Source organism: Streptomyces sp. CB02366 (assembly GCF_001905905.1).
Lineage (GTDB): Bacteria > Actinomycetota > Actinomycetes > Streptomycetales > Streptomycetaceae > Streptomyces.
Genome location: NZ_LIVT01000014.1, coordinates 1 through 20,905, shown reverse-complemented (window position 1 = coordinate 20,905; position 20,905 = coordinate 1). Strand labels below are relative to the sequence as shown.

The following is a 20,905-nucleotide window of genomic DNA, read 5'->3' as shown; positions in this document are numbered from 1 at the left end:
GAACGGGCGAGCCGCCGCGCCCGTACGACTCGTACCCGCCCACCGGCGAACGTCCGACCCGGGCCACGTGAGCCTGTCCGCGGACCCGGCCCGGTACGGCGTCCGGGCGGAACGCCGTACCGGGCCCCGTGGCGCACTCCGTGTGACGATCGGCACTCCCGATCGCTTTGCGTTCCCTTTACTATCTAGGGGCGGGTTCACACCCGTCCCCGCCCGTCGATCCCGACGACCGAACAGAGAAGGAGCTGCGGCACCGCAATGGGTGAGCCTCCCAGTAGGAACCGTGTCATCCCTGACCCTGCGCACCGGGGGACGGAGGTGACACGGTGAGCGAAGTGGCCCTTCTCCTCCTCGCCCTCGCGCTGACGCTGGCCTGTGCGGTGTTCGTCGCGGCGGAGTTCTCGCTGACCACCGTCGAGCGCGGCGAGCTCGAACGGGCCGCGCAGGCCGGAGAGCGCGGTGCCGAGAGCGCGCTCAAGGCCGCCAAGCGGCTCACCTTCCAGCTCTCCGGCGCGCAGCTCGGCATCACGGTGACCTCTCTGGTCATCGGCATGCTGGCCGAGCCGTCCCTCGCGGTGCTGCTGCGCGGCCCGCTGGAGGCCGTCGGGCTTCCGGCCGGCGCCGTGTCCACGGTCGCCACCCTCATCGGTGTGGCCGTCTCCACCGTGGTCCTCATGGTCATCGGCGAGCTGGTCCCGAAGAACTGGGCGATCTCCAGTCCGCTGGCCGTCGCCAAGGTCGTCTCGACCCCGCAGCGGGCGTTCACGGCGGCTTTCGCCCCGCTCATCCGGCACCTCAACAACACGGCGAACCGCGCGGTGCGGCGCCTGGGCCTGGAACCCGCCGAGGAGCTGGCCTCCGCCCGTACGCCGCAGGAGCTGGTCGCGCTCGCCCAGCACTCCGCCCGCGAGGGCGCCATCGAGCAGGACTCGGCCGAGTTGTTCGTCCGTACGCTGCACCTGGCGGAGCTGTCCGCGGAGAACGTGATGACGCCGCGCGTCGACGTCCGGGCGCTGGACGCGCACGCCACGGCCGCCGATGCCGCCAATCTCACGCTGGCCACCGGCCTCTCCCGCTTCCCGGTCTACCGCGACAGCCTGGACGAGGTCATCGGTACGGTCCACATCCGCGACGTCCTGGCCCTGGACGAGTCCGAGCGGGCCCGGACCCCGGTCACGGCGCTGGCCACCGAGCCGCTGCTGGTGCCCGACTCGTTGCCCGTGGACCGTCTGCTGGCGCAGTTGCGCAAGCGTCGGACGATGGCGGTGGTGATCGACGAGTACGGCGGTACGGCGGGCGTCGCCACCGTCGAGGACATCGTCGAGGAGGTCGTCGGCGAGGTCCGCGACGAGCACGACCCCCACGAGCGCCCCGACCTCGCACCGGGCGAGCCGCTCGGCGACGGGCGCCAGGTCTGGGAGGCCGAGGGCAGCATCCGGCTGGACCAGCTCGACCGGATCGGTTTCCGCGCGCCGGAAGGCCCGTACGAGACCCTCGCCGGCCTGCTCGCCAACCAGCTGGCCCGCATCCCGGTCCGCGCGGACCGGGTCGAGGTCGACGGCTGGCAGTTCGACGTGCTCGACATCGAGCACCACCGGGCCGACCGGGTCCGGATCACCGCGCCCGCCCCGGCGCTCGCCCTCATGGAGGAGGACGCCCGATGACCGCCGTTCAGCTCGCCATCGGCGCGCTCACCCTCCTCACCAACGCGTTCTTCGTGGGCGCGGAGTTCGCGCTCATCTCCGTGCGCCGCAGCCAGATCGAGCCGCAGGCCGTGCAGGGCAGCCGACGGGCCAGGAGCGCCCTGTGGGGCCTGGAGCACCTGTCGGCCGCCATGGCCACCGCCCAGCTCGGCATCACCATCTCGTCGCTGGTGCTGGGCGCCGTCGCGGAGCCGGCCATCGCCCATCTGCTGGAGCCGCCGTTCGACGCGGTCGGCGTGCCCGAGGCGCTGGTCCACCCGATCGCGTTCGTCATCGCGCTGACCCTGGCGACGTATCTGCACATGCTCATCGGCGAGATGATCCCGAAGAACATCGCGCTGGCCGCCCCGGTCGCCACCGCGCTGGCGCTGGGGCCGTCCCTGGTGGCCCTCACGCGGGCGTTGCGACCGGTCATCTTCGGCGTCAACGCCTTCGCCAACACGCTGCTGCGGCTGCTCAAGGTGGAACCGAAGGACGAGGTCGCCTCGGTGTTCACCGACGACGAGCTCGTGCGGCTGGTGAAGGACTCCAGCGAGGCGGGGCTGCTGGCCCCGGCCGACGGAGAGCGTCTGCGGGACGCGCTGGAGCTCGGAACCCGTCCGGTCGGCGAGGTGATGGTCCCGTTGAACCGGACCGTCACCGTCGACCTGGGCATCACCCCGCGGGGGCTGGAGCGGGCCGCGGTCTCCTCCGGCTTCTCCCGGCTGCCCGTCATCGGCCCCGACGACGGTCTGCTGGGCTACTTCCACATCAAGGACGCCCTCGGTGTCGCGGAGCGCACCGAGGCGCTGCCCAAGAGCGCGCTGCACCCCGTCATCCGGGTCGAGATCGACACCCCGCTCGACGACGCCCTCACGGCGATGCGGGCCGCCGGTACGCATCTCGCCGCGGTCGCCGGGGACAGGGGCACGGTCATCGGTTTCGTGACCATGGAGGACGTGCTGGACGAGCTGGTGGGGGCCGCCGCGGTCTGACCGGCCCGTCGGCGGTGCACGCCGGCGGTCGAAGCGGAACGGGAGGCGGCCGTCGTGCGACGGCCGCCTCCCCCGCTTCCCGGCAGAGGACTCGGCCGCTCGCGCCCGAGCGCGTAAGCTCGGCGAATGGCCAAGTACTTCGACGTGCACCCCGCGAATCCCCAGCCCCGCACCATCAGCACGGTGGTCGACAGCATCCGGTCCGGTGCGCTCGTCGCGTACCCGACGGACTCGTGCTACGCGCTGGGCTGCCAGGTGGGCAACCGTGACGCCGTCGGCCGGATCAAGACGATCCGGAACCTCGACGACCGCCACCACTTCACTCTGGTGTGCCACGACTTCGCGCAGCTGGCGCAGTTCGTCCGCGTGGACAACGACGTGTTCCGGGCGGTCAAGGCGGCGACGCCCGGCAGTTACACCTTCATCCTCCCGGCGACGAAGGAGGTGCCGCGCCAGCTGCTGCATCCGAAGAAGAAGACGGTCGGCGTGCGCATCCCCGACCATGTGGTGACCCAGGCGCTGGTGGCCGAGCTCGGCGAGCCGCTGCTGTCCAGCACCTTGCTGCTGCCGGACGAGGAGGAGCCGATGACGCAGGGCTGGGAGATCAAGGAGCGGCTCGACCACGAGGTGGACGCCGTCCTCGACTCGGGCGACTGCGGCACCGAGCCCACCACGGTCATCGACTTCTCCGGCGACGAGCCCGAGATCGTACGGCGCGGGGCCGGGGACGCGTCCCGCTTCGAGTAGGCCGCCCGGCACGCCGCTCACCCGCTCATCGGGGCTGCCCCGGCGCGAGCGGCGGGGCAGACTGGTGGGCGTGACGGGTGAACGGCTGCGGTTCGACGGCTGGATCGCCGGTGTGGGCACCACCTCGGGGGTCCGGCTGGTGGTCGGGCACTGGCCGCGTTCCCCCTTCGGGGCGTTCAGCGACGTGATGGTCGAGCATCCCGGGGGCCGGCGCGTCCTGCTGGCACCGTCCCGGCGGATCGCGGACTTCGTCGCCGCCACCTACCGCTTCGACCGTGTCGAGGTGGTCCCCGTGGCGGTCGCCGTCACCGGGGAGAGCTGGCTGGTCGAGGCGGGCCCCCTGCGGCTGCGGCTGCGGGCCGGCCGCCGGTCCGCCCTCGGCCTGCTGCTGTCCGCCGTACCGGCCCCGCTCGCCCGCAGCCCGCTCTGGGCCGCGCTGTGCGACGGGCCTGCCCGGCTGTTGATGCCGGGGGTACGCACCCTGGGCCACGCGGGTCCGGGGCGGCGGGAGTGGTACGGGGCGCGGGGGCTGCGGCCGATCGTGGCGGCCGACGCCACGCTGGACGGCGTGAGCCTGGGGCGGCTCGGCCCGCTCGACCCGCCGGTCGCCTTCGGCTTCGGTTCCGCTCCGAGGCGCCCCTCCCTGGTCCGCGTCACCACAACGGTGGAACTCGCCCCCTCCGGTCGGTGAGGGCCGCCGCGGCCCCTCCGGGAAGGGGCCGGAGCCTTTCGCGGGGCCCCTCGGGCCCGCTCGCGGAGGGGGCCGGCCGGGGATGCGGGGGTGCGGGGCGCGGAGCAGGGTGGAGCCATGGCAACTCCCCCGATCGTCATCCACCGGCCGACCCCGTCGGGCGGCCGTCGGGTGACCGCGCACTACGAAGGCCGGGACGAGATACTCGGGCTGGCCCACAGCGACCGCGACGTGATCGTGTTCCTGAGCGGGGCCGGCCTCGAAGAAGCGGGCCGGCTGCTCGACAACCCGGTCTGGGTGGAATGGCGGGGCGGGCGGGCCCACCACTACGAAGCGGCCTGACCCGTCGCCCGCCTTGCCGGGCAGCGGCCTCTCTTCCCGTCTTCCCGCCCCGCCCCCGGTCACACCTCCTGCGACCACCGCCCCGGATCCCCGGCTCCCCCGCGCAGGCCGTCGAGGACGGCCGCAACCGTCTCCTCGGGCGTCTGCCCCGAGGTGTCCAGCCAGAGGCCGATGCGAGGCGTTCCGCTCCGCAGATGCGCGTCGAACGCCTCGACCGTCCACTCCCCGTACCCCGTCTTGCCCCGTCCGGCCTCCCGCGTGCGCACGGCCTCGGGCGAGGGGGCCAGCACGACGACGTGCAGGGGGCGGGTGCGGACCCGGTCGACATAGCGGGGCAGGTCGTCGCCGAGCACGATGTCCTGGACGACCGCCGTCCAGCCGTCGTCCGCGTAGGCGTCGGCCACCTGGGCCGAGAGCCGTTGGCGCAGGTCGAGCTGGCTGCGCGCCTCCTCCGCCTCGTCGGGCGCCATCTCCGCCCGGCCGGAGACGATCATGCGGCGGAAGACGTCGCCGCGCACGTGGACCGCTCGCGGCAGACTCTCCGCCAGGAGTTGGGCCACCGTGGACTTCCCGGCGGCCATCACCCCGGTGATCAGGACGACACAGGGACCGAGGCCGGCGCCCATCGGGATCTCCTCCATCTTCTTCTCCTCCGATCGCGCGGTGGGCGTCACGCCGGTCCCGCCGGGGCGGAATCCGGGCTTCCGAACAGCTCGCGAATCTCCTCGGGATCGGTATCGCGCAGGGCGTCGTCCAGCAGGATCCACCGGGTGATGCCCACGGACTCCAGGAACGGCAGGTCGTGGCCGGCGATGAGGAGCGCGCCCTCGTAGGACTCCAGGGCGCTCGTCAGCTGCCGCACGCTGGCCACGTCGAGGTTGTTCGTCGGTTCGTCCAGCAGGAGCAGCTGCGGGGCGGGGGCGGCGAGCATGGTGGCCGCGAGCGCGGCCCGGAAGCGTTCGCCGCCCGACAGAGTGCCGGCCGGCTGTTCGGCGCGGGCCCCCTTGAAGAGGAACCGGGCGAGCTGGGAGCGGATCTGGTTGTCGGTGGTGCCCGGGGCGGTGCGGGCGACGTTGTCGGCGACGCTCAGGGTGTCGTCGAGGACGTCCAGTCGCTGCGGCAGGAACTTCAGCGGTACCGCCGCCGTGGCCTCCCCGGTGAGCGGCGCGAGCTCCCCGGTGATGGTGCGCAGCAGGGTCGTCTTGCCGGCCCCGTTGCGGCCGAGCAGGGCGATGCGTTCGGGACCCTGCACCTGGAGGCTGCCTCCGCTCAGTCGGCCGTAGGGGAGGGTGAGGTCTCGTACGGTCAGGACGGTGCGGCCCGCGGGTACGGCGGTGTGGGGCAGGCTCACCTTGATCTCGGCGTCCCGGCGGACGGCCTCGGCGGCCTCCTCCCTGCGCTCGCGCGCCTCGTCGAGGCGACTCTCGTGCAGTCCGCGCAACCGGTCCCCGGACTCCTGGGCGGAGCGCTTGCGCTCCCCGGCGACGATGCGCGGGGCCTTTCGCTGGGAGTCCAGCTTCCTGTCGTGGCGCTGGCGGCGGGCCACCTTGATCCGGGCCTCCTCCAGTTCCCGCTGCTGACGGCGTACGTCGGCGTCGGCGGCGCGCAGCATCCGTCCGGCCGCCTCCTGCTGAGTGGCGAGGGCTTCCTGGTACGCCGACCAGCCGCCCCCGTACCAGCTCACGGAGCCGGCTCGCAGTTCGGCGATGCGGTCGACCCGCTCCAGCAGGTCCCGGTCGTGGCTGACGACGACCAGGATGCCGGTGCGCCAGGACTCGACCGCGTCGTACAGCCGGCGGCGGGCGAACAGGTCGAGGTTGTTGGTCGGTTCGTCGAGGAGGAGCACGTCGGGGCGTTCCAGGAGCAGCGCCGCCAGGCGCAGCAGGACCGTCTCCCCGCCGGACAGCCGGCCGACGGTGCGGTCCAGGTCGACCGCGCCGAGTCCGAGGGCGCCGAGGGTGGCCAGGGCGCGTTCCTCGACGTCCCAGTCGTCGCCGACCGTCTCGAAGTGCTCCTCGCGTACGTCCCCGGCCTCGATGGCGCGCAGGGCGGCCCGCCGCTCGGCGATGCCGAGGGCCGCGTCCACGCGCAGGGAGGTGTCCAGGGTGATGTTCTGCGGCAGGTGGGCGAGGTTTCCGCCGACGGTGACGGACCCCGCCGAGGGACGCAGGTGTCCGGCGAACAGGCGGAGCAGGGTGGACTTCCCGGCCCCGTTGGCGCCGGCCAGACCGGTGCGGCCGCGGGGCACGGTGAGGGAGAGCCCGTCGAAGAGGGTGGTGCCGTCCGGCCACTGGTAGGTGACGTTGGAGGCGGTGAGGGAGGCGCCGGGCGCGGTGGGATGGCTCATGGGAATTCTCGCAGTCGGAAGCGGAGGAACCGGGGGCTTCGTATGCGAACAGCACGCGGCGACCCGGCCGAGGAGGGCCGGAGGCGGTGGGGAGAACAGTCCTGCGAAGGGAGAGGGACGGCTCAGCACCGAGGTCGCATCCACGCGGAAGCCACGGACGGCGGACATGCCGACAACGTCGTGACCGTGTACGGGCCAGGGCCGTACCGCGCGATGATCGCGGACCTCAGATGCGCAACGTCCACCTCTATCGGAGACAACAGGACGGGATCAGCGTAGCCGACGGTCTTCGCGGGCGTCGAGGGAATTGTTCACGCGGGGGTCCGCGCGGTCGGGCTCCGCTCGGAGGAAGCGGCGGGAACGCCCTCGTCGGCCGGGGAGTTCACGGGTCCGCGCTGACCGGGCAGGAGGGCCCCGGGCGGCACGACGGGCGCCCGGCGGATCGTGAGGACGCCGAGGAGGACGGCGAAACCGGCGAGGACGAACCCGTAGGGCGGGGTCGCCCCCATGGGGTGGGTCTCGTAGACCAGGGCCGCCGAGAGGACGGTCAGGACGGCGGAGAGGCGGCCGTACTGCTCGGTCGCGGCGACCACGGCCATGCCCCACAGCAGGTACCAGGGCTGGACCATGGGCGACAGGGCGACCAGGAGCAACAGCGACAGACCCAGGGCGTGGGCCGCCGTGATACCGCCCCGCATCGCGCGCCGGGCCAGCACGAGGATCAGGCCGATCGCGACCGCCAGGCCCAGCGTCTGCACGGCGGACTTGACCGGGTCCGCGTCGACGTCCAGGAACAGATGGGCCAGCTCACCGAGTCCGAGGCCGAGGTCGCTGGTGGCGGAGAGCGCGGTGTGGATGTTCGCGGCGACGCCCTGGGTGTGGAGCCAGCCGAACCCGGTGCCGCTGATCAGCGTCGCCCCTCCGGCGACGGCGCAGGCGACCAGGCCGGGCCCGAGAAGGCCCTTGGCCCAGCGGCGCCACCGGGGGCCGGTCGCGGCGGCGTGCACGAGGACGCCGATGAACAGGAGCGACACGGCGGCGGGCGACTTCACCATCATGGCGAGGCCGACCAGGGCGCTGCCGGTGATCCACCTGCCGCGCAGGGCGAGCACGACACCGGCGAGCATCAGGCCGATCATCAGCCCGTCGTTGTGGACGCCGCCGACCACGTGCATCAGCAGCAGCGGGTTGAGCGCGCCGAGCCACAGGGCCCTGCTCTCGCTGCGGCCGTGCTCGCGCGCCAGGCGGCGCAGGGCCCAGACGATCAGGGCGAGGGAGAGGAGGGCGACGAGCCGCAGGGCGAGGACGGCCGGGACGATCGTGCCGCCGGTCGTCCAGGCGACGGCGGCGGACAGCAGCAGGAAGAGCGGGCCGTAGGGGGCCGGGGTGTCCCGCCAGTGGTTGCCGACGCTCGCGGCGGCGTCCCCGCCGATTCCCCCCGGGTCCAGGGCGGAGGGGCCCAAGGTGTACACGTCGTGCCCTTCGACGACCATCGAGCCCTGGGCGATGTAGCTGTACACGTCGGCGCTGTAGAGCGGGGGCGCGAGGAGGAACGGAGCGGTCCACCAGGCGAGGGCGACCAGGGTCTCCCGGGTCGTGGAGGCGCTCCTGCCGTACTGCCACCAGGCCACGACGAGCACCGTCAGTCCGACGTAGGCGAGGGCCGCACCGGCCGCCTTCACGGCGGACCCGTGGTCGACCCACACGCCCCAGGGGTCGTGCACCGGCAGCTTTCCGGCGAACCAGCCGCCGCCGACGACCCCCAGCGATCCCGCCGCACCCAGTCGGCGGTACCCGACCGCGCTCAAAGCCCACATGACCGGTCAACCTATCGGACGGCCGGCGCCCGCCCGCAGCCGCTCCCCCGGCGCCCGGGCCGCTCCGGGCCCGGAGGACGGCCGGTCCTCCGGGGTGACGTCACCGGGGCCGGGGGGCCATCGGCGCCCGGGCCCGGCCGTGGCATGCTCCGAGCCGGAGCCCGGGGGCGCAGCTCAGCGGCCGGAGCGGCGGCCCCCACCCCCGTATGCCGCGGGTCCGGCCCCGTTCACCACCGCCCGACCCCCGTCAGCGCACGTCGCCGCGCCAGTCCCACTGGTGGCTGTCCGGCGACCGGGGCCCGTACTCGGCGCGTCCGCCGGGCCCGTAGGCGCCGATCTCGGTGACCAGCCCGACGCCGTCGCGCAGATCGGCGTCGTCCCACCCCGTCACGTCGAGCAGCAGTCCGTCGAGCGGGCCGCCGACCAGTTCGCGGTAGTCGTGTCCCGGCCTCGGACCGGGGCAGGGATCGTCGTGGTCGGCGCCGTACACCCGCCGCTGCCTCATCAGCTCGTCCATGCGGGCAGCATCCCACCGGGCACTGACAACGGCTCGGTACGAGGGTCCATCCGGCCGCCCCCGCGCGGCCCCGCCGTCGATCCGGTCGGCGGGATCCGCCGAGGGGGGCGCGTCCGCCCGCGGTCTGTGGCACGCTCCCCCGATGGCCCTCCCTCCACGCCTGATCCCCCTGCTGGAGCAGTACGACTTCGCCTGCGAACGGCTCCTCGCCCGCCTTGCCGGACCCGTCATGGACAGCGGCAACGGCGTCGATATCGGTGTCACCCCGTTCGGCGACGAGGAGTACCTCTGGGAACCCCTGCCCGACTGCTGGTCCGTCCGCCGGCGCGGCGACGGCCCCGGGGCACGGGCGACCGTGCTGGCGGGGGCCGGTGAGTGGGGGCGGGACTCGGCGGGCTCGCCGCATCCGTTCCCTCCGCCGTTCACCACCCTCGCGTGGCGGCTGAGCCACCTCTGCGAGATGCTCACCCTCCGGGCCGATCACACCCGGGGCACCGGGTCGTTGACGCGTGACGACCACCGCACGCCGGGGGACGCCGCCGGCGCGGTGGCCGCCTTCGAGTCCGCGTCCGCCGCCTGGCGCGAAGTCCTCCTGACTGTGGACGAAAGCGCTCTGGACACCGTCGGGTACAGCACGTATCCGAACGGCAGCGACGCCGAGGATCCGTTCGTCGACATCGTCTGGTGGGTCAACCAGGAGGTGTTGCACCACGGCGCGGAGATCGCCCTGCTCCGCGATCTGTACCGCGCCCGGCCGTCCTGAACGGCCGGGGAGCCCCGTCCGGCCGGCGGGGCGGCCCCACCGTCGTCACGGTGGCCGCCTGGGGGGTGCCCACTATATGATTCAGGGACATATCGCACTGCGGAGCGGCACATGAACCGGCGTCGGACTCCCCGCTCGGCCAGTTCCGAAGATCTGCTCAACACCTTGCAGGACCTCACCGCCCGAGCTCGGCGCGAAGTGGAGTTCCACCAGGCCAGGGTGGAGCTGGCCCAAGCGCTCCAGCGCGACATGCTTCCGGCGGCGCTGCCCGCCCTTCCCGGTCTCCGGCCGGCGGCGGGCTACGCGCCCGCCCGCCACGGCCTGGACATCGGCGGCGACTGGTACGACGGCTTCCCCCTCGCGGACGGGGCCCTCGGCTTCGCCGTCGGCGACGTGCAGGGACATGACGTCGAGGCGGCGGCCTTCATGGGGCAGGTGCGCATCGCGATGCGGGCCATCGCGGGCACCGCCTCCGATCCCGGCGAGATCCTGGGCCGGACGAACGACCTGCTCCTGTCCGTGGACTCGGGGCTCTTCGCGACCTGCACCTTCCTGCGGCTCGACCCTGTGACCTGGGAGCTGCACAGCGCGCGGGCCGGCCATGTGGCGTGCGTGTGGGCCACCGCGGAGGGCAGGTCCGGCGTCACCGAGGACCCCGGCGGCCTGCCGCTGGGCATCGAACCCGGCGAGAGCTATCCCGTCACCCGGCGCACCCTCGACTCCGACGGGGCGATCGTGCTGCTCACGGACGGGGTGGTCGAGGGCCCTTCGCTGCTGATCGAGGACGGTCTCGAACGGGTACGGCGCCTGGTCACCGCGCACATCGGGGCCGACGCGGCCCAGCTGGCCCACCTGGTGCTGGGCGCGGCGGAGGAGACGGGCCACGAGGACGACGCCGCCGTACTGGTGCTGCGACACGAGGCCGCCCGCGGCGGACCCCGGTGACGACGGGGCCGTACCGCGCGTGTCACCGGCCGACTCCCGCCGCGGCCGGTGTCTGATGAGTGGGTGATCCGTAGCGGGGATGCCAGACGTCGGGCCGTGTACGTGGCGCAGGTCCTGGGTGTGACCGGCGCCTATTTCCTGGCCGGGCGGGTCGGGCTGATGCGCCAGGTCGTCCTGGACGGGGCGGTGGTCACGCCGCTGTGGCCCCCCACCGGGATCGCCCTGGCCGCACTGCTGTGCCTGGGCGTCCGGGTCTGGCCCGGCATCGCCCTGGGAACCCTCCTCACGGTCTCCGGGATCGGCGACGCGTTCACCCTCGGCCTTCTGGCCATCGTGTCCGGCAACACGGTCGCACCGCTGGCCTCGTACGCGCTGCTGCGGAGAGTGGGCTTCCGTATCGAGCTGGCCCGGCTGCGGGACGGGGTCTGCCTGGTGTTCCTCGGCGCGTTCGCGGGGATGCTGCTCAGCTCCACCATCGGAAGCCTCACGCTGATGTTCGACGGAAAGGTGCCGCCGGGCCGGTTCTGGCTGGTCTGGTCGTCCTGGTGGGCGGGGGACGCGATGGGGGTCCTGGTGGTCGCCCCCGCGCTGCTGGTCCTGCGAAGGGTTCGGTGGCCGCGCCCGAGCGACCGGTGGCTGGAGGCGTCGGTCCTCGCAGTCGTCGTGGTCGTGACGTCGTTGATCGCCACACGCAGCCCGCTGTCGATGATCTACCTGGTGTTCCCGGTGATCATCTGGGCGGCTCTGCGCTTCCAGCTGCCCGGCAGCGCTCCGTGCGCCCTGGTCGTCTCGGTGCTGGCCACCGTCGCCGGGACGGATGCCCTGGGGCCGTTCGCGGGTCACAGCCTGATGGAGATCATGGTCAACCTCTCGCTGCTCAACGGGTGCGTCGCCCTCACCGCACTGCTGCTCGGCGCCATCGTGGCGGAGCACAAGAACATGCGCCGTGAGACGGAGTACGCCGTAGAGGAGCTGGAGGCCCTGGTGGAGCAGCTCGCACCGCTGTCGGGGCCGGCCTCGGCGCGGCACAAGGACCGGCAGCGCCGCCACGGTCCGCCGGACGGCGGCGCCCGCCCCTAGCACGCACGGACGCCACCGGAACCCGCAGGGATCGGTGGCGTCGGCGGTCAGTACGGAAGGGGGCGGCCTGAGGGAGTGCGCAGGTCGAGCGGCGGCGGCCCCGAGGGGGGCGGGGAACGACGGACGACGACTCGGATGCGGCCCAATGCCACCACCTCCTCCTGGTAACCCGGTATGTGCCCAGCCGGCGCGGGTTCACACCTGGCCTCCCGTCCCGCCGGCCCGCCGGAGGCCCGGCGCGGATGCGGGCAGCGCCCCGGGCGGTGACCCTTGGTGGGTGGGGGGAGCAGCATCGACGAGGAGGACGCATGTCCGCACTGGACAAGATCAAGAAGATGCTCAAGGGCCACGAGGACCAGGCCGGCAAGGGGATCGACAAGGCCGGCGACATGGTCGACGACCGTACGCAGGGCAAGTACCGGAAGCACGTCGACACCGCTCAGGACAGGCTGAAGCAGCAGTTCGGGACGGAGCGCGACCAGGACGGGCCGCCGCGCGGCTGAGTCGTCCCCCGCGGGGCCCGGGCGGCCGTCGCCCGGACGTCCGCCCGTCCCGCGCGCCGGTCCGGGCCACGGTGGAGGTGGGCCGTGGCCCGGGCCGGCGCGCGGAGCGCGTCCGCCCGGTTTCGCGGAGCGCCTTCGCGAGGGCCCGTGGCGGAGAGGCCGGGGATCGGGGGCCGGGGGTAAAGGTTTCCGGGGTTGCCGGCGGGATTCTTGTTATCGTCCCGCTCGCCCGCCGTCTCCCACGTGTGGGAAGTGACAGCACCGGACCCCGGAAGAGTGAGCACAGCATGGGCAAGGATCACCCGACGGTCTTGATCGCGGCGGCACGAAGCGGCGACCAGCGGGCCAAGGACCAGCTCGTCTCGGCGTACCTGCCACTGCTCTACAACGTCGTCGGACGCGCGCTGAACGGTCACGCGGACGTCGACGACGTGGTGCAGGAGACGGTGCTGCGCATGCTTCGGGGCCTGCCCGACCTGCGGGCCCCGGAGAGTTTCCGTTCCTGGCTGGTGGCGATAGCCATGAACGAGATACGTACGCACTGGCGCGAGAAGCAGTCGGGGGCGATAGCCGCGGACCGGCTGGACGCTGCGTACGACCTGCCCGACCCCCGCGCGGACTTCGTCGAGGCGACGATTCTGGAGCTCGGCCTGACCGGCCAACGGAGGCAGACGGCGGAGGCGACACGCTGGCTGGACGAGGACGACCGCGCCCTGTTGTCCCTGTGGTGGCTGGAGACCGCCGGGCATCTGTCCCGGGCCGAGGTCGCCGCCGCGCTCCAGCTCACCCCCCAGCACACCGCCGTACGGGTTCAGCGCATGAAGGCGCAGTTGGAGGCGGCGCGGGTCGTGGTGAGTGCGCTGTCCGCCGATCCCTCCTGTGTGCTGCTGGACGACATCGCCGCCGACTGGGACGGGCGCCCCTCCGCCCTGTGGCGCAAACGGCTGGCCCGCCACGCCGGCGAGTGCACGGTGTGCTCGGGACTCCGCTCGGGGCTGGTGCCCGCCGAAGGGCTGCTCGTGGGGCTCGCGCTGGTCCCGATGGCCGCCGTGGCCGGGGCGGGGGCCGCGCCCGAACTGCTGGCCACCGCGGCGCACCTCCGGGCGCCCGCGCCGGGCGGGGACGGTGCCGGGGCCGGACGGGCCGAGCGCAGGCGGGTGCAGGCGCGGCGACGCCGCCGCAACTCGGCCGTGGCCGCTGTGGTGGCGGTCGCGGCGCTGGGCACGGGCGGCGCGGCGGTGCACCTCTACACCGACGGCGACGAGCGGGACGCGACGACCGTCACGGCGGACGCGCCGGCTCCTCCTTCTTCCGAGCCGTCGGCTTCCGCTTCCCCTCCGTCGGCCCCGTCCCCCTCGGTCTCCGCGTCCGCGTCCCCCAGCACGTCGGCGTCGCCCAGCCCTTCGCGTACGCCCAGGGCGAAGCCGAGGAAGAGCACTCCGCCACCGCCCGCCCCCCGCTCCGCCGTCCCTGCCCCGAAGCCGCCCGAGCCCAGGCCGGCGCCGCCCGCCCCGCCTGCCCCGACCGGTACGGCCGAGCAGGTCGCCGAGTCGGTCAACGCGGAGCGCGCCAAGGAGGGCTGCGGTCCGGTCTCCGTCAACGGTCTGCTCAACACGGCGGCGCAGCGGCACTCCGCCGACATGGCGGCCCGGGACTACTTCTCGCACACCTCGCAGGACGGCAGGGAGCCGGGCGACCGGATCACGGCCGCCGGTTACCGGTGGTCCACCTACGGCGAGAACATCGCCAAGGGCCAGCGCACCCCGGCCGATGTGATGCGGGCGTGGATGGACAGCCCGGGGCACCGGGCCAACATCCTGAACTGCTCGTTCAAGGAGATCGGCGTGGGGAAACAGGACTCCGGGGGCGGTCCCGTGTGGACCCAGGTGTTCGGCGCGCGCTGAACACGCCCGGTGCGAGACGCACCCCCGAGCCGTCGATCAGCCCCCGCCGCCCTCGCCCCCCAGGCCGACGAAGTCCCAGGCCCCGCCCCGCTCCCCCGGCCGGGCGCCGCTCCGATCGCAGAGAGCCACTCTTCCCTTGACCGTGGCTTCGGGAGAACAGGACCGAGTCCGCCCGGCAGGCGGCAGTGCGACGACAGGCCCTATGGGCTCTCCCGCAATTCCCGGTGGATCAGCGCGCGGGGTCGGATGCCGTGCACCGCAAGGCGGAGGGGCATCCGCATACTGGGGGTGGGGAGGTTCCCGACGACGCGCGAGGTGCCGTAGCCCTCGCCGTGCGCCCTCCGGGAATTGCGGGACAGTCCTTAAGATGCGGTCGTGATCGCTGAACTGGAGTGCGTGGTCCTGGACTGTCGCGACCCGAAGGAACTGGCCCGCTTCTACTCCTCGTTGCTCGGCGGGGAGGTCGACCGTCCCGACCGGCGGTGGGCGTGCGACGCGGACTGGTCCACCCTGCACACGCCGGGCGGGCTCGTCCTCGCGTTCCAGCGGGTGGCGGACCACCGGCCGCCGCACTGGCCCGCCCAGGATCCGCCGCAACAGTTCCACCTGGACTTCGGCGTCACCGATCAGGAACGGGCGCACGACGAGGTCCTGGCGGCCGGGGCCTCCCTGCTCGACGCCGGGGAGGAGAGCCGCGGTTGGCGCGTCTACGCCGACCCCGCCGGGCACCCCTTCTGCCTCGTGCGGCACTGACCGCTCCGTCTCCGCTTCACCGGGCCCGGGGCTCCCCGGCACGGCCGACGATCGGCCGCGCCGGGCCCCCCGGAGTCCGCCCGGTCCCTCCGCCCCCTCCGGAACCGGGCCCCGCCCGAGGCCGGGCCGGGTCCTGAGAGCCGCCCCCGGATCAGCGCAGGACCGGTGCCAGTGCCGCGCCGAGGCAGGCCGCCGCGCCCACCGCGCCGGCGGAGACGGCGACGCAGCGGGCCCGGAGCCGGGCGTAACGGCCGGCGTACTCCGCGCGCAGTTCGTCCGCGCGGTCACGGACGCGGGTGAGTGACTCCCGGGCAGCGGCGACGCGTTCGGTGATGAACACCCGTTCTACGTCCTCGCACTGCGCGGTGGTCAGCCAGGGCAGTTGTTCGGTGAACCGGCGTGCCTGGCGACGGGCCTGCTCGACCTCGGCGCTCCACAGCAGGAAGCCCTCCAGTTGGACCAGGCCGCGCGCGCTCTCCTTGTCCGGTTTCACACGTCCTCCCTCTCCCTCTCCGCCGCCTCCTCGGTACGGGATCGATCTCACGTGTGCTGGTCCCCCGGAGCGACGACCGCGGACTTGTCGGGACGGTTGGTGGCGTCGGCCAGGGCGCGGACCGCGGGGTGGTGCAGGTCGAACGCCGGGGATTCGGAGCGGATCCGCGGCAGGGTGAGGAAGTTGTGCCGCGGCGGCGGGCAGGAGGTCGCCCACTCCAGCGAACGGCCGTAGCCCCACGGGTCGTCGACCTCGATCTTCTTGCCGTACTTCGCGGTCTTCCAGACGTTGTAGAAGAACGGCAGCATCGACAGGCCGAGCAGGAACGAGGAGATCGTCGAGATCGTGTTCAGCGCGGTGAAGCCGTCCGCGTCGAGGTAGTCCGCATAACGACGCGGCATGCCCTCGGCGCCGAGCCAGTGCTGCACCAGGAACGTGCCGTGAAAACCGAAGAAGAGCGTCCAGAACGTCATTTTCCCGAGCCGCTCGTCCAGCATCTTGCCGGTGAACTTCGGCCACCAGAAGTGGAAGCCGGCGAACATCGCGAAGACCACGGTGCCGAACACGACGTAGTGGAAGTGCGCGACCACGAAGTACGAGTCGGAGACGTGGAAGTCCAGGGGCGGGGAGGCGAGGATGATCCCGGTCAGACCGCCGAACAGGAAGGTGACCAGGAATCCGACGGCCCACAGCATCGGGGTCTCCAGCGAGATCGACCCTTTCCACATCGTGCCGATCCAGTTGAAGAACTTCACACCGGTCGGTACCGCGATGAGGAAGGTCATGAACGAGAAGAACGGCAACAGCACGCCGCCCGTGACGAACATGTGGTGGGCCCACACCGTCGCGGACAGACCGGCGATGGCGATGGTGGCCGCGACCAGGCCGATGTAGCCGAAGACCGGTTTACGGCTGAATACCGGGAAGATCTCGGTGACGATTCCGAAGAACGGCAGGGCGATGATGTAGACCTCGGGATGCCCGAAGAACCAGAAGAGGTGCTGCCACAGCAGGGGGCCGCCGTTGGCCGCGTCGAAGATGTGCGCGCCGAATTTGCGGTCGGCCTCCAGCGCCAGCAGGGCCGCGGCGAGGACCGGGAAGGCCAGCAGGACCAGGACACCGGTCAGCAGGACGTTCCAGGTGAAGATCGGCATGCGGAACATCGTCATGCCGGGGGCGCGCATGCAGATGATCGTGGTGATGAAGTTGACCGAGCCGAGGATCGTGCCGAAGCCGGAGAAGGCCAGACCCATGATCCACATGTCGGCGCCGACGCCCGGCGTACGGACCGCGTCGTTGAGCGGTGCGTAGGCGAACCAGCCGAAGTCGGCGGCGCCCTGCGGGGTGAGGAAGCCGGCCACCGCGATGAGTGAACCGAAGAGGTACAGCCAGTACGCGAACATGTTCAGCCGCGGGAACGCCACGTCGGGCGCGCCGATCTGCAGCGGCATGATCCAGTTCGCGAATCCGGCGAACAGCGGCGTCGCGAACATCAGCAGCATGACCGTGCCGTGCATCGTGAACGCCTGGTTGAACTGCTCGTTCGACAGCAGCTGGATTCCCGGCCGGGCCAGTTCGGCGCGCATCGCCAACGCCAGGAGCCCTCCCACGCAGAAGAACCCGAAGGAGGTGACGAGGTAGAGCGTGCCGATCGTCTTGTGGTCCGTCGTGGTCATCCACTTGACGATCACGTTGCCGGGTTCCCCGCTGCGTACCGGCAGTTCGTCCTCTTCGGCGGTATCGCTCTCCACCGGTTGCGAGATGCCCCTCGTCGTCACTACGGCGCTCCTTCGTTCGACGGCCCGTGTGGACTCGGCGACCAGAATGGACCTACGGCGACAGGTGCGGTGGGACATCCTTCCCCGTTCGGCGGACGCGGCCGCCAAGGACACCCGAACGGCCTACAGGCGAACGGATCCGCCCTCCCCTGTACATCCGTCGGCGCGGCAGCGGAAAACTCACGTCAACGTCCCGGAGCCGTTCGAGTATTCCTTCAGGGAGAACGGAATAGCCCCGGACGCAGCGGAGTTGGCGCAGGGGCAGAACCGCATCTCCCCTGTTCCCTTCCCCACCCCACGAGCTTCGAAAGGCCGGACCCATGAAGATCGGCATCATCGGCGCGGGCAACATCGGCGGCAACCTGACACGGCGGCTGACCGCGCTCGGACACGAGGTCGCGGTCGCCAACTCCCGCGGCCCCCACACGCTCACCGCCCTCGCCGAGGAGACGGGGGCGACGCCCGTGGCCGCGGCCGACGCCGCGAAGGGCGCCCGGGTGGTCGTGGTCACCGTGCCGCTCAAGGCCGTACCGGACCTGCCCGACGGGTTCCTCGACGGCGCCGCGGAGGGCGTCGCGGTCATCGACACGGGCAACTACTACCCGCAGCGTGACGGGCGCATCGCCGACATCGAGGACGGTCTGCCCGAGAGCCGGTGGACGGAGCGGCAGATCGGCCACCCCGTGATCAAGGCGTTCAACGGCACATACGCCCAGGACATCCTGGACCGAGGCCGCCCGCAGGGCACTCCGGGCCGACAGGCGCTCCCGGTGGCGGGCGACGACCCCGCAGCCAAGCGAACCGTGCGCGACCTCATCGACGAGTTGGGCTTCGACACCGTCGACAGCGGCGGCCTGGGCGATTCATGGCGCCAGCAGCCCGGTACACCGGTGTACGGCGACCGGGGCGACGTCGACGCCATCGTGAAGGCACTGGCCGAGGCGTCGCCGGAGCGCACGGCGGAGTGGCGCGCCTGACCCCGGACGGCACACGGCAGAGGGACCGGGCGAAGGCTCCGGTCGGGCGGAAGAGGGGGCGCCCGACCGGTCCGCCGGCCGCCCTGCCCGGCAGCATGCTCACAGCGCGGGAACAGCCGGACCTACTCCTGAGTAAGGTATGGGCTCCGGGTCGCCGTCCCACGGTCCGTACGGCGTCGGGAAGTGGTCCGTCGACGGCCGTGGAAGAGGAGCCGCCTCATGCCCCGCACCATGTCCGTAGCCGGCAGCATCGTCATCGACGCCACGCCGGCACGGGTCTACGAGCAGCTCAGCGACCCCACGGCGATGGGGCGCTGGAGCCCGGAGAACCGGGGCGCGACCGTACGGGGTGATCGGCGCGACGCCTACGTCGGCATGGTCTTCGAGGGGCGGAACAGGCGGGGCGCCGTGCGCTGGACGACGCGCTGCACGGTGACGGCCGCCGACCCGGGCGAGCGCTTCGCCTTCCGGGTGCACGCGATAGGACTGCGGCGCCCGCTGATTCCGGGGCCGATCGCCACGTGGGAGTACCGCTTCGAGGCGGTGGACGGCGCGACGCGGGTCACCGAGACCTGGACCGACGACCGTCGCCGTTGGCCGGACTTCCTCGCCGCCGCCTTCGACCGTGCGGCGACGGGCGGAAAGACCTTCGCACGGTTCCAGGACGGCAACATCCGCACGACGCTGGGGCGGCTCAAGGCGGCGCTGGAGGCGGAGGCGGGCTGACGTGCGGGCGGTCCTGGCGAGGCGCCCGGCGGATCAGGGCCGGAGGAGGGCGGGCCGGGTCACGACCCGCCGGACGCGCCGTGCACGGTCCAGTGCGCAGGGCGACTCAGGGACGGAGGGAGCACGGTCTTCGCGTCGCCCTTCGCGGCGTTCACCTGTGTCTGGGTGAGGAAGAGGCTTCCGGCCAGGTCGGCGCCCGAGAGGTCCGCGTCGCGGAAGTCCGCACCGATGAGGTCGGCCAGGCGGAGATCGGCGCCGGTGAGATCGGCGGCGATCAGATAGGCCCCGCGGAGATCGGCTCCTCGCAGGTCCGCCCCGCGCAACCGGGCTCCGATGAGGTCGGCGCCGGGGCGGTGGCGCTTCTTGGGGCGCGGCGCGGCGGCCCGGACGAGTTCGCTGGTGCGCTGGAGCAGCCCGGCGACCTGGTCCCGGTGGCCTGCGACGTCCAGGTCGGCGAAGTCGACGGCGGCTCGCGCGGTGTGCCGCTCGGTCGCTTCCAGGGCCCGGCGGAGTTCGGCGCGCAGAGGCCGCGCTTCGGGCCGGGCGAGGGCTTCGGTGAGGTACCAGAGCAGTTCGTGGAGCTGCCGCATGACGGGGAACACCTGGAACATCTGCGCGGCGAGGTCGGGGGACGACCGCCAGTCGCGGCCCCCGTAGGTCTCCTGGGAGACTTTCTGGCCGGCGCCGAAGCAGTCGTACACCGTGCAACCGGGGAAGCCCTTCGGGCGCAACCGTGTGTGGATGCCGCAACGGAAGTCGTCCCGCAGATGGGTGCAGGGGCGTCCGGCCGCCTTGTCGATGGCGAAGTCCGACGAGGCCGTCAGTGTGAGGGCGACACAGCAGAGAGCGAAGCAGTTCGCGCAGTCCCCGCGGAGAGCTTCCCGTCCGGTGTCGGCCAGGGGGTTCTGTATGTCGTCGGGCACGGGTGGCGGGTCCTCGCGTCGCTGCTGCGGAAAAGGCGGTGTGGGGCCGGGTGGGGCCCGCGCAAGTCTACGCGGGGGCCGGGGGCACACTGGGCGCGAACGGATGACGAGGGGGGCGTATGGGCGCCGAGGAGAACAGCGGGTTCGAGCCCGCGACCGGTGACGGGCCCGTGCCCGTCGGACCCGCGGCGGCACGGGCCGCTTCGGTGCGCACCGCTTTCGAGGGGCTGCTGCAGATCCGTCGCCTCACGGGCTCCGGGGAGGCCGACCCTCTGGCCGTGCCCGCCCCGTGGGAACGGAACCGTCCGGTCAGGGCGGTCGCGTTGGCCTTGGAGCACGCGGGAGCGGCGCCTTCGGCCGTGGACCCCTCGGGGCAGCGCGTGACCGCCGGCTATCGGGTGAGCCTCGGGGAGACGCCGGGTGCGGTACGGGTCGAGTGGGCCGGGCCGCCGGGCAGCGGCGCCGTTCACGACGAGGAGGAGGCCCTGGCCGGCTGCGCCGCGGCCTTGCGGGAACTGGGCTGGACGGTGTTGCTGTACCGGGGGCCCCGCAGACGGCGCTATCTGGAGGTGGAACCACCGGGGGAGCCGTCCGCAGGGCGCGGACGGGCGTGAGGACGCGTTGTCAGACCCATGGGGGATGCTTGAGGGGTCCGACGGCTCGGAGGAGGAGATGCTGAGATGGACCAGGTCGAACGCGCGGCGGCCCAGGCGTACGTCCGCCTGTTGGAGGCCACCCGGGCGGCGCTCGCGGACCCCGGTGACGCTCCGGTCCACCTGCCGCTCCTCACCTCTCCGATGAGGGAGGCCGACCACGCCCTGCGCAGTGCGGGGCTGACGGGCAACGAGGACCGGCTGTTCGCTCTCGTCCGGGAGCTGCGGCCGAGCTTTTCCGGCAGCAGCTAGGTGTATTGATCACGAGC

Annotated in this window: 22 protein-coding genes; 15 read left to right on the top strand and 7 right to left on the bottom strand. The window is 72.7% G+C overall.

The genetic code is table 11. The features are described 5' to 3' along the window. Positions 1–326 precede the first annotated feature (326 nt). The 5 genes from AMK24_RS27780 to AMK24_RS27760 all read left to right on the top strand — a co-directional run bounded on the left by AMK24_RS27780 (position 327) and on the right by AMK24_RS27760 (position 4,457). Positions 327–1,664, top strand: a complete 1,338-nt coding sequence (locus AMK24_RS27780) for a hemolysin family protein (RefSeq protein ID WP_073771646.1) — start codon at positions 327–329, stop codon at positions 1,662–1,664. Continuing rightward, the gene (locus tag AMK24_RS27775) at positions 1,661–2,677 is read left to right on the top strand and encodes a hemolysin family protein (RefSeq protein WP_073771645.1); all 1,017 of its coding nucleotides are present in this window, start codon (positions 1,661–1,663) and stop codon (positions 2,675–2,677) included. Before AMK24_RS27780 ends, AMK24_RS27775 begins: the two co-directional genes overlap by 4 nt. Positions 2,678–2,803: 126 nt before the next feature. Beyond that, complete coding sequence (locus AMK24_RS27770; RefSeq protein ID WP_073771644.1) at positions 2,804–3,424, top strand: L-threonylcarbamoyladenylate synthase; 621 nt, start codon at positions 2,804–2,806, stop codon at positions 3,422–3,424. Positions 3,425–3,494: 70 nt separating this feature from the next. Next, positions 3,495–4,115 carry a hypothetical protein gene (locus tag AMK24_RS27765; RefSeq protein WP_073771722.1) on the top strand — a complete coding sequence of 207 codons (621 nt, stop codon included), beginning with the start codon at positions 3,495–3,497 and terminating at the stop codon, positions 4,113–4,115. A 117-nt stretch (positions 4,116–4,232) separates the two neighbouring features. Further along, positions 4,233–4,457 (top strand): hypothetical protein, encoded by a 225-nt coding sequence (locus tag AMK24_RS27760; RefSeq protein ID WP_073771643.1) that lies wholly within the window; start codon positions 4,233–4,235, stop codon positions 4,455–4,457. A 59-nt stretch (positions 4,458–4,516) separates the two neighbouring features. Here AMK24_RS27760 and AMK24_RS27755 read toward each other — a convergent pair whose 3' ends face one another. From AMK24_RS27755 to AMK24_RS27740, 4 genes are all read right to left on the bottom strand, one after another. Further along, on the bottom strand, positions 4,517–5,083 hold the full coding sequence (locus AMK24_RS27755; protein ID WP_073771721.1) for an AAA family ATPase: 567 nt from the start codon (positions 5,081–5,083) through the stop codon (positions 4,517–4,519). A gap of 44 nt (positions 5,084–5,127) precedes the next feature. Beyond that, positions 5,128–6,804, bottom strand: coding sequence for an ABC-F family ATP-binding cassette domain-containing protein (locus AMK24_RS27750; protein ID WP_073771642.1), 1,677 nt, complete (start codon positions 6,802–6,804; stop codon positions 5,128–5,130). A gap of 311 nt (positions 6,805–7,115) precedes the next feature. Further along, positions 7,116–8,621: a polyprenol phosphomannose-dependent alpha 1,6 mannosyltransferase MptB gene (mptB, locus tag AMK24_RS27745; protein WP_073771641.1), complete on the bottom strand. Its 1,506-nt coding sequence runs from the start codon at positions 8,619–8,621 to the stop codon at positions 7,116–7,118. 247 nt (positions 8,622–8,868) lie between these two features. After that, positions 8,869–9,138, bottom strand: coding sequence for a hypothetical protein (locus tag AMK24_RS27740; RefSeq protein ID WP_073771640.1), 270 nt, complete (start codon positions 9,136–9,138; stop codon positions 8,869–8,871). A gap of 142 nt (positions 9,139–9,280) precedes the next feature. Here AMK24_RS27740 and AMK24_RS27735 point away from each other — a divergent pair, with 142 nt between their 5' ends. The 6 genes from AMK24_RS27735 (at position 9,281) to AMK24_RS27710 (ending at position 15,086) form a co-directional block, all read left to right on the top strand. Then, positions 9,281–9,901, top strand: coding sequence for a DinB family protein (locus AMK24_RS27735; protein WP_073771639.1), 621 nt, complete (start codon positions 9,281–9,283; stop codon positions 9,899–9,901). 111 nt (positions 9,902–10,012) lie between these two features. Beyond that, complete coding sequence (locus AMK24_RS27730; protein ID WP_073771638.1) at positions 10,013–10,846, top strand: PP2C family protein-serine/threonine phosphatase; 834 nt, start codon at positions 10,013–10,015, stop codon at positions 10,844–10,846. A gap of 63 nt (positions 10,847–10,909) precedes the next feature. After that, positions 10,910–11,926, top strand: a complete 1,017-nt coding sequence (locus AMK24_RS27725) for an MASE1 domain-containing protein (protein WP_199876512.1) — start codon at positions 10,910–10,912, stop codon at positions 11,924–11,926. Between the two features lie 308 nt (positions 11,927–12,234). Beyond that, entirely contained in the window at positions 12,235–12,429 is a 195-nt protein-coding gene (locus AMK24_RS27720) for an antitoxin (RefSeq protein WP_073771636.1), read from the top strand. Positions 12,430–12,716: 287 nt separating this feature from the next. Then, a complete protein-coding gene (locus tag AMK24_RS27715) occupies positions 12,717–14,333 on the top strand; it encodes a sigma-70 family RNA polymerase sigma factor (RefSeq protein ID WP_073771635.1) in 1,617 nt (538 codons plus the stop codon). Between the two features lie 375 nt (positions 14,334–14,708). Continuing rightward, complete coding sequence (locus tag AMK24_RS27710; protein ID WP_073771634.1) at positions 14,709–15,086, top strand: VOC family protein; 378 nt, start codon at positions 14,709–14,711, stop codon at positions 15,084–15,086. A 151-nt stretch (positions 15,087–15,237) separates the two neighbouring features. Here the strand turns inward: AMK24_RS27710 and AMK24_RS27705 are convergent, their stop codons facing one another. Together AMK24_RS27705 and ctaD are read right to left on the bottom strand one after the other, a co-directional pair. Beyond that, positions 15,238–15,579 carry a hypothetical protein gene (locus AMK24_RS27705; RefSeq protein WP_073771633.1) on the bottom strand — a complete coding sequence of 114 codons (342 nt, stop codon included), beginning with the start codon at positions 15,577–15,579 and terminating at the stop codon, positions 15,238–15,240. A 47-nt stretch (positions 15,580–15,626) separates the two neighbouring features. Further along, the gene (gene ctaD / locus AMK24_RS27700) at positions 15,627–17,357 is read right to left on the bottom strand and encodes an aa3-type cytochrome oxidase subunit I (RefSeq protein ID WP_073771632.1); all 1,731 of its coding nucleotides are present in this window, start codon (positions 17,355–17,357) and stop codon (positions 15,627–15,629) included. A gap of 320 nt (positions 17,358–17,677) precedes the next feature. Here ctaD and AMK24_RS27695 point away from each other — a divergent pair, with 320 nt between their 5' ends. After that, entirely contained in the window at positions 17,678–18,334 is a 657-nt protein-coding gene (locus tag AMK24_RS27695; protein ID WP_073771631.1) for an NADPH-dependent F420 reductase, read from the top strand. Between the two features lie 219 nt (positions 18,335–18,553). Further along, the gene (locus AMK24_RS27690; RefSeq protein WP_073771630.1) at positions 18,554–19,060 is read left to right on the top strand and encodes an SRPBCC family protein; all 507 of its coding nucleotides are present in this window, start codon (positions 18,554–18,556) and stop codon (positions 19,058–19,060) included. Positions 19,061–19,119: 59 nt separating this feature from the next. On the opposite strand, the gene AMK24_RS27685 is transcribed toward AMK24_RS27690, so the two are convergent. Further along, entirely contained in the window at positions 19,120–19,983 is an 864-nt protein-coding gene (locus tag AMK24_RS27685; RefSeq protein WP_073771629.1) for a pentapeptide repeat-containing protein, read from the bottom strand. Between the two features lie 119 nt (positions 19,984–20,102). Between AMK24_RS27685 and AMK24_RS27680 the strand changes: the two genes are divergently transcribed. Then, positions 20,103–20,597: a hypothetical protein gene (locus AMK24_RS27680; RefSeq protein ID WP_073771628.1), complete on the top strand. Its 495-nt coding sequence runs from the start codon at positions 20,103–20,105 to the stop codon at positions 20,595–20,597. A 66-nt stretch (positions 20,598–20,663) separates the two neighbouring features. Then, positions 20,664–20,888 carry a hypothetical protein gene (locus AMK24_RS27675; RefSeq protein WP_073771627.1) on the top strand — a complete coding sequence of 75 codons (225 nt, stop codon included), beginning with the start codon at positions 20,664–20,666 and terminating at the stop codon, positions 20,886–20,888. Positions 20,889–20,905 lie beyond the last annotated feature (17 nt).

Coding starts and splice junctions, on each gene's coding strand:
- AMK24_RS27695 (WP_073771631.1), top strand. CDS start 17,678: ATGAAGATCGGCATCATCGGCGCGGGCAACATCGGCGGCAACCTGACA.
- AMK24_RS27735 (WP_073771639.1), top strand. CDS start 9,281: ATGGCCCTCCCTCCACGCCTGATCCCCCTGCTGGAGCAGTACGACTTC.
- AMK24_RS27770 (WP_073771644.1), top strand. CDS start 2,804: ATGGCCAAGTACTTCGACGTGCACCCCGCGAATCCCCAGCCCCGCACC.
- AMK24_RS27775 (WP_073771645.1), top strand. CDS start 1,661: ATGACCGCCGTTCAGCTCGCCATCGGCGCGCTCACCCTCCTCACCAAC.
- AMK24_RS27750 (WP_073771642.1), bottom strand. CDS start 6,804: ATGAGCCATCCCACCGCGCCCGGCGCCTCCCTCACCGCCTCCAACGTC.
- AMK24_RS27720 (WP_073771636.1), top strand. CDS start 12,235: ATGTCCGCACTGGACAAGATCAAGAAGATGCTCAAGGGCCACGAGGAC.
- AMK24_RS27715 (WP_073771635.1), top strand. CDS start 12,717: ATGGGCAAGGATCACCCGACGGTCTTGATCGCGGCGGCACGAAGCGGC.
- AMK24_RS27690 (WP_073771630.1), top strand. CDS start 18,554: ATGCCCCGCACCATGTCCGTAGCCGGCAGCATCGTCATCGACGCCACG.
- AMK24_RS27675 (WP_073771627.1), top strand. CDS start 20,664: ATGGACCAGGTCGAACGCGCGGCGGCCCAGGCGTACGTCCGCCTGTTG.
- AMK24_RS27740 (WP_073771640.1), bottom strand. CDS start 9,138: ATGGACGAGCTGATGAGGCAGCGGCGGGTGTACGGCGCCGACCACGAC.
- mptB (WP_073771641.1), bottom strand. CDS start 8,621: ATGTGGGCTTTGAGCGCGGTCGGGTACCGCCGACTGGGTGCGGCGGGA.
- AMK24_RS27760 (WP_073771643.1), top strand. CDS start 4,233: ATGGCAACTCCCCCGATCGTCATCCACCGGCCGACCCCGTCGGGCGGC.
- AMK24_RS27680 (WP_073771628.1), top strand. CDS start 20,103: ATGGGCGCCGAGGAGAACAGCGGGTTCGAGCCCGCGACCGGTGACGGG.
- AMK24_RS27755 (WP_073771721.1), bottom strand. CDS start 5,083: ATGGGCGCCGGCCTCGGTCCCTGTGTCGTCCTGATCACCGGGGTGATG.
- AMK24_RS27730 (WP_073771638.1), top strand. CDS start 10,013: ATGAACCGGCGTCGGACTCCCCGCTCGGCCAGTTCCGAAGATCTGCTC.